Genomic DNA, 7,027 nt, shown 5'->3' with positions numbered 1-7,027 from the left:
ATGTTCTTCTCCTCGGCCAAGGCGGAAGCCGATCTGGGCTATCGCCATCGCCCGGCCGATCTGGCTTTGGCCGACGCGGTGGCGTGGTTCCGCGCCAATGGTCAGGTGCGCTCGTGAGTCTGACGACCCTTGCCGGTTTGGCCGGTCTGGGCGCCTGGGGCTGGCTGCTGACCCTGCGTGGCGGGTTCTGGCGGATCGAGACGCCGCCGTCGCCGTCCGAGCCCAAGGACTGGCCCGCCGTGGTGGCGGTGATCCCCGCCCGCGACGAAGCCGAATGTATCGGTGGCACCGTCACCACTCTGCTGTCGCAGAATTACCCCGGTACCCTGTCGGTGGTGGTGGTTGACGATCACAGCAGCGACGGCACCGCCGAGTTGGCCCGTGCCGCCGCCGCCGCGATCGGTGCCTCCGACCGTCTGACCGTCGTTGCCGCGCCCGATCTGCCGCCGGGCTGGGCGGGCAAGATGTGGGCGCAAAATCATGGCATCGCGACGGCGCGGGCGCTGCATCCCGGTCTCGATCTGCTGCTGCTGACCGATGCCGATATCGAGCACGCCCCGTTCGAGTTGCGCCGACAGGTGGCGCGTCTGCTGGCTGCCCGGCTGGATATGGCGTCGCTGATGGTCCGGCTGCCCACCGACGGCGTGTGGGAGCGGGCGGTGGTTCCGGCCTTCGTGTTCTTCTTCCGGATGCTGTACCCCTTTGCCTGGGTGTCGGACGCGTCGCGCACCACGGCGGCGGCGGCGGGTGGTTATGTGCTGATCCGGCCCGAGGCGCTGGACGATATCGGCGGCGTTTCCGCGATCCGCAATGCCCTGATCGACGATTGCACCCTGGCGGCGGCGGTCAAGCGCGCCGGGCGGCGGATTCAGCTCGATCTGACCCACGACACCGCCAGTTCGCGCCGCTATCTCGGCCCGTCCGGGCTGTGGAAGATGATTTCCCGGTCGGCCTATACCCAGTTGAACCACTCGCCGCTGCTGCTGGCGGGGACGGTCCTGGCGATGCTGCTGGTGTTTGTTCTGCCGCCGGTGTTGGTGTTGAGCGGAGGGGTCGCCGCTCTGTTCGGCCTGATCGCCTGGGCGGCGATGAGCCTTGCCTATGCGCCGATGGTGCGAGCCTATGGCCTGCCGTCGGCGTGGTCGGTGGCGCTGCCGCTGGTGGCGCTGTTCTTTCTGGGGGCGACGATCGATTCGGCGTTTCAATATTGGCGGGGACGGGGCGGGGCCTGGAAAGGCCGGGTCCAGGATCACCGGAGGGGAGCAAAGTCATGATCGCGGTCGATCCGGCCCTGTACGAGCAGATGGCGGCCAAGGTCAAGGCCTCGGGCTCGTCGTTCTATTGGGGAATGCGGTTGCTCGAGCTGCCGCGCCGCTTTGGCATGTATGCCGTTTACGCTTTTTGTCGCGAGGTCGATGACATCGCCGACGAGCCGGGCGATCCGGTCGAGAAGCGCCGTCAGCTTGAATGGTGGCGGGTCGAGATCGGCCGCCTCTATGCGGGCGAGACGATGACCCATCCGGTGCTGGTGGCGCTGTCTGGCCCGGTGGCGGAATACAAGCTGCCGCAAGAGGATTTCCTGGCGGTGATCGACGGGTGCGAGATGGATATCGGCACTGCGATGGTCCGTCCGACGATGGCGGCGCTGGAACTTTATTGCGACCGCGTTGCCTCGGCGGTGGGGCGGCTGTCGGTGCGGGTGTTCGGCGAGGATCGCCCCCAAGGGCAGGCCGTCGCCAGCGCCACCGGGATGGCGCTGCAACTGACCAACATTCTGCGTGACGTCGCCGTCGATGCCGAGATCGGGCGGCTGTATCTGCCCGACGAGGTGTTGAGCGCGCACGGGATCGACAGCCACGATCCCAAAGAGGTGCTGGCCCATCCGGCCTTGGCGGCGGTGTGCCGCGATATTGCCACAATCGCAGCGCAGCACTTCGCCGCGTCCGATCGGGCAATGGCTGAATGCTCGCGCCGGACGATGCGTCCGGCGACGCTGATGAAGGAAATGTATCGGGGGATTTACTATCGCCTGGAGGCCGAAGGCTTCCAGCCGCGCCTTCCCCCGGTTCGTCTGCCCGCCGGAGCCAAGCTTTGGTGCGTGCTGCGTCACGGGTTGGTCTGACCGATCGCTCTGCGAAGCGCCCCGTTTCCGTTTTATGAGGTCAGACGTGTTTGCGAGTGAAGTGAATCTGCGATCCAACGAGTCCAGTGCCGCCGCCGACCGGCTGGAGGATGCGGTGCGCGGCTCTGCCGCCGCCTTGATGTCCAGCCAGAAGGAGGATGGTCATTGGGTGTTCAAGCTGGAGGCCGATGCCACCATTCCGGCCGAATTCGTCCTCTATCTGCATTATCTCGACGAGCGCGACCCGCCGCTGGAGCAGCGGATCGGCGTCTATCTGCGCGATATCCAGGACAAGACTCACGGCGGCTGGTCGCTGTTTCATGGCGGCGAGTTCAATATCAGCGCCTCGGTCAAAGCCTATTTCGCCCTGAAAGCGATCGGCGACGATATCGACGCGCCGCACATGAAGCAGGCGCGCGAAGCGATCCTGGCCCATGGCGGGGCCGCCACCAGCAACGTCTTCACCCGCACCCTGCTGGCTCTGTTCGGCCAGATTCCGTGGAAGGGCGTGCCGGTGATGCCGGTCGAGGTCATGCTGCTGCCGCGCTGGTTCCCGTTCCATCTCGACCGGGTCAGCTATTGGTCGCGGACGGTGATCGCGCCGCTGGTGGTGCTGATGAGCCTGCGCCCCCAGGCGCGTAACCCGCTGAAGATCAACATTCCCGAGCTGTTCACCATCCCGCCCGAGCAGGTGACCAACTGGTATCTCGACAAGCCGCGCTCGTACTGGGCCTATGTGTTTCGGGGGCTCGATCGGGTGCTGCACCGGGTTCAGCCCTATTTCCCGCAAGGGCTGCGCCGTCTCGCCATCGAGCGGGCGGTGGCCTTTGTCGATGAGCGTCTGAACGGCGAAGACGGGCTGGGCGCGATCTTCCCGGCGATGGTCAATTCCGTGTTGATGTACGACCTGCTGGGCGTGCCCAAGGATGACCCCCGCGTCGTGATCGCCAAGAAATCGATCCGCAATCTGGTGGTCGAAGAGGGCGACCGCGCCTGGGTCCAACCCTGCCTGTCGCCGGTGTGGGACACCGCGCTGGCAACCCACGCTTTGCTGGAAGCGGGCGGACCCGAGGCCGAGGATTCGGCCCGCCGCGCCGCCGATTGGCTGGTAGACCGCCAGATCACCGATGTCGTCGGCGATTGGGCGGTGCGCCGCCCCGGTCTGGCGCCGGGCGGCTGGGCGTTCCAGTACGCCAACCCGCATTATCCCGATGTCGATGATACCGCCGTGGTGATGGCGGCGCTTGATCGGCTCGATCCCGAGCGCTATGCCGAGTCGATCCAGAAGGGCGCGGTGTGGTTGCGCGGGATGCAGAGCGAAGACGGCGGCTGGGGGGCGTTCGATGCCGAGAACACCGCCCATTACCTCAATCACATTCCTTTTTCCGATCATGGCGCGCTGCTCGATCCGCCGACCGCCGACGTCTCGGCCCGCTGCGTCTCGGTGCTGTCGGTGCTGGGCGAGCGCCAGACCGATCCGGTTGCGAAGGAGGGCGTTGCCTATCTGCTGAAGGAGCAGGAGCCGAACGGATCGTGGTTCGGCCGCTGGGGCACCAATTACGTCTATGGCACCTGGTCGGCGCTGGCGGCGCTGAATGCTGCCGGTCTTGACCACGACCATCCCGCGATCCGCAAGGCGGTCGCGTGGCTGCTGTCGAAGCAGCGCGACGACGGCGGCTGGGGCGAAGATGGCCGCTCTTACTGGGATGGCGAGCCGCAGGGCGAGGGCAGTGTCAGCACCCCGTCGCAGACCGCCTGGGCCTTGCTTGGTCTGATGGCGGTGGGCGAGACCCGTCATCCGGCGGTGGCGCGCGGTGTCGAGTATCTTATCCGCACCCGCACCGACGAGGGGCTGTGGGACGAGGAGCATTACACCGCCGTCGGCTTCCCCCGCGTGTTCTATCTGCGCTATCACGGATACCGCCAGTTCTTCCCGGTCTGGGCGCTGGCGCGCTATCGCAACCTCACTGCCGGGAATGCCGGTCCGGTGCTCCATGCCCTCTGACGCCGATCCTTCCGCTCCATCCGACAGCTTCCCCGCCGCCTGTTGGCTTGACGGACTGCCCGGCCGGGTTCCGGTCGGCGTCATCGTCGGGATGGAGTCCGAGGCGGCGTTGCTGCCGCCCGGAACCCGGGTTGGCATCGCCGGGGCCGATAGTGCCCGCGCCGCCGCCGAGGCCCGCCGTCTGCTCGACGAGGGGGCCGAGGCGCTGCTCAGTCTGGGCATCGGCGGTGGACTCGATCCGGCGCTGACCTCGGGCGAGATCGTGATCGGCTCCGCCGTGCAGGATGGTGACGAGACCTTCGCCACCAATCAGGTGTGGATGTGCCGTTTGCTCAATGCCATCCCGCATTCGCATAGCGGGCTGATCCACGCCTCCGTCGGTCCGGTGGTGGGGCGGGGCGCGAAGCAGGCGCTGTTCGTCGGCTCCGGCGCACGGGTGGTCGATATGGAAAGTGGCGCGGTGGCCCGGGTCGCCGCCGAAGCGGGGCGTCCGTTCGCTGTGATTCGCGCCGTGGCCGATCCGGCCGACCTGACGTTGCCCTCTTCGGCCCTTGCCGGGATCGGGCCCGACGGCAAGCCTCGGCTGCTGGCTGTGCTGGGGCGTCTGGCGTTAAAGCCGTGGGAGCTTCCCGACCTGATCCGGGTCGGGATGGAGTCCCACGCCGCCCATGCCGCGCTTCGTGCCGCTCTGGCCGGATTGGGCTCTGCCTTCGGATTGTAACGCCAACGGGCGGTACGAATAAAAAGGGGAGGGGAGGCCAAAAGCCTCCCCCTCCCCGCATCATACCAAACGGCTCTTTGATGCCGTTTGGTTAGCCCCAAGGGGCCGCGCCCGGCGAATGAGGGGCCTGCGCGGATCGACTCCGATCCGCGCAAGCTGATTATTAATTCCCGTCGGTCTTCAGCAGAGACCGACCTTCCTCCAGCACCTCGGCATAGCGATCAACCGCCGGACGCTGACCGTCGAGCGGCAGGTCGGGAGCCATCGGGCCTTCGGTCCGGGGGCCGAACAGCGCCACCCACGCCGCCTTCAGCGGGTGGTTCAGGGTGTCGGTGACGGCAGTCGGCTCATAGCCGCTGTGAACCATGCAATCGGCACACTTCTCGTACTTGCCGGTGCCGTAGGACTCCCAGTCGGTCTCGTCCATCAGCTCCTTGTAGGTGCGGGCATAGCCCTCGCCCAGCAGGTAGCACGGACGCTGCCAGCCGAACACGTTGCGGGTCGGATTGCCCCACGGCGTGCAGGCATAGGTCTCGTTACCGGCCAGGAAGTTGAGGAACAGCGAGGATTGGGTGAACTTCCACCCGCGCCCCTTGCCCAGCCGGAACAGCGAGCGGAACAGATCCTTGGTGGTGCGCCGGGTCAGGAAGTGCTGACCGTCGGGGGCGCGCTCGTAGGCATAGCCGGGGGACAGGGTGATGCCTTCGACCCCGATCGAATGGGCGAAGTCAAAGAATTCGGCCATTCGCGCCGGATCGGCATTGTTGAACAAGGTGCAGTTGATATTGACGCGGAAGCCCCGCGCCCGTGCCGCCTTGATCGCCGATACCGCCTGATCAAAGGTGCCGTCGCGCGACACGGCGTGGTCGTGATCCTCGCGATTGCCGTCGAGATGGACAGTCCAGGTAAAGGCCGGGTTCGGCTCGAACTGATCGAGCTTCTTTTCGAGCAGCAGGGCGTTGGTGCACAGATAGACGAACTTGCCCCGCGCCAGCGCGCCCCGGACGATCCGGTCGATCTCGCGGTGGAGCAGCGGCTCGCCGCCAGCCATCACCACCACCGGGGCCGGACATTCGTCGATCGAAGCCAAGGCATCGTCGACCGACAGGCGGGCGTTCAGGACATCGTCGGGATAATCGATCTTTCCGCAGCCGGCGCAGGTGAGGTTGCAGCGGAACAGGGGCTCCATCATCAGCACCAGGGGATAGCGCTTGGCGCCGGAGAGGTGCTGGCGCAGGACATAGGCGCCGATACGCATGGTCTGTTTGAGGGGGACTGCCACGGATTTCGACTCGGGTTGTTGGCGGGGCCGCCGGGCTTTCCGGGCGGGTGGCGGATCATACAGGCCGGTCGCCGTCAAGTTCAACGACGGAACGTCTCCTCGTAACGCGCCGATGGCGCAGCGAGGGCAGGATGTGCTATGGCCTGCGGGCATGAGAATGAAAATGAGGTTCCCCATGAAGCCGCGTTTTGTCGTCGCGCTGCTGGCGTTGGTCGTCCTGGTCGCCGGCCTGTCTGCTCCGGCGCAAGCGGGTGAGCCCGAAGCGGTCATTCATGCCTTCAACGATCGCCTGCTCGACGTGATGAAGACCGGACAGAAGCTGGGCTTCAAGGGCCGGGTCGAAAAGCTGCGTCCGGCGGTGGCGGCGGCGTATGACATGGCCGCGATGACGCGGGCGACGCTGGGGACCGCTGCGGCCAAGATGCCGCCGGAAGACGCCGCGCGTCTGGCCGAGGCCTATACCCGCTTTTCCGTCGCCACCTATGCCGCCCAGTTCGACGATTGGAACGGCGAGCGGTTCGAGGTCGGCGAGGCGCGGGCTTCGACCCAGGGCGCGGTGATCGTCCCCTCGACGATTGTCCCCAAGGAAGGCGATCCGGTCGCGATCGATTACCTGCTGCGGGAAGATCAGGGCCGCTGGCGGGTGGTCGACGTCTATTACCAGGGCACGGTCAGCCAGGTCGCGGTGCGCCGTTCCGAGTTCCTCTCGATCTATCGTGCCAAAGGTCTGGAGGGGCTGATCGCCACCCTCGACGCCCAGACCAGCGCCCAGGGTGGGAACTGACGGCATGGGACTCGTCCTGTTCTGGTTGCTGACCGCACTGGTCGGTGCCGGATGCCTGTATCAGGCCGCTGCCGCTCTGCTGGTGCGGCGGTTCGCCGCCGCGCCGCGTCTGA

The 7,027-nt window shown here is 66.5% G+C and carries 6 protein-coding genes; 5 read left to right on the top strand and 1 reads right to left on the bottom strand.

The genetic code is table 11. The annotated features are described in order from the left end of the window. Positions 1–113 precede the first annotated feature (113 nt). From K678_RS16470 to K678_RS16455, 4 genes are all read left to right on the top strand, one after another. Positions 114–1,274 carry a glycosyltransferase gene (locus K678_RS16470; protein ID WP_021133614.1) on the top strand — a complete coding sequence of 387 codons (1,161 nt, stop codon included), beginning with the start codon at positions 114–116 and terminating at the stop codon, positions 1,272–1,274. After that, on the top strand, positions 1,271–2,122 hold the full coding sequence (gene hpnD / locus K678_RS16465) for a presqualene diphosphate synthase HpnD (RefSeq protein ID WP_021133613.1): 852 nt from the start codon (positions 1,271–1,273) through the stop codon (positions 2,120–2,122). The genes K678_RS16470 and hpnD overlap by 4 nt, the downstream gene beginning before the upstream one ends. A 61-nt stretch (positions 2,123–2,183) precedes the next feature. After that, positions 2,184–4,127: a squalene--hopene cyclase gene (gene shc / locus K678_RS16460; protein WP_414533329.1), complete on the top strand. Its 1,944-nt coding sequence runs from the start codon at positions 2,184–2,186 to the stop codon at positions 4,125–4,127. Beyond that, positions 4,117–4,848 carry a phosphorylase family protein gene (locus tag K678_RS16455; protein WP_021133611.1) on the top strand — a complete coding sequence of 244 codons (732 nt, stop codon included), beginning with the start codon at positions 4,117–4,119 and terminating at the stop codon, positions 4,846–4,848. Before shc ends, K678_RS16455 begins: the two co-directional genes overlap by 11 nt. 163 nt (positions 4,849–5,011) lie before the next feature. Here the strand turns inward: K678_RS16455 and hpnH are convergent, their stop codons facing one another. Continuing rightward, positions 5,012–6,130 (bottom strand): adenosyl-hopene transferase HpnH, encoded by a 1,119-nt coding sequence (hpnH, locus tag K678_RS16450; protein WP_039853638.1) that lies wholly within the window; start codon positions 6,128–6,130, stop codon positions 5,012–5,014. A gap of 175 nt (positions 6,131–6,305) precedes the next feature. Here hpnH and K678_RS16445 point away from each other — a divergent pair, with 175 nt between their 5' ends. Next, positions 6,306–6,914: an ABC transporter substrate-binding protein gene (locus K678_RS16445; RefSeq protein ID WP_021133609.1), complete on the top strand. Its 609-nt coding sequence runs from the start codon at positions 6,306–6,308 to the stop codon at positions 6,912–6,914. The last annotated feature ends 113 nt before the right edge of the window (positions 6,915–7,027 follow it).

Origin of the sequence: Magnetospirillum fulvum MGU-K5, assembly GCF_000442515.1 — a bacterium.
GTDB lineage: Bacteria > Pseudomonadota > Alphaproteobacteria > Rhodospirillales > Magnetospirillaceae > Phaeospirillum > Phaeospirillum fulvum_B.
This window is presented reverse-complemented; position numbering and strand designations above follow the sequence as displayed.

Coding starts and splice junctions, on each gene's coding strand:
- hpnD (WP_021133613.1), top strand. CDS start 1,271: ATGATCGCGGTCGATCCGGCCCTGTACGAGCAGATGGCGGCCAAGGTC.
- K678_RS16455 (WP_021133611.1), top strand. CDS start 4,117: ATGCCCTCTGACGCCGATCCTTCCGCTCCATCCGACAGCTTCCCCGCC.
- K678_RS16445 (WP_021133609.1), top strand. CDS start 6,306: ATGAAGCCGCGTTTTGTCGTCGCGCTGCTGGCGTTGGTCGTCCTGGTC.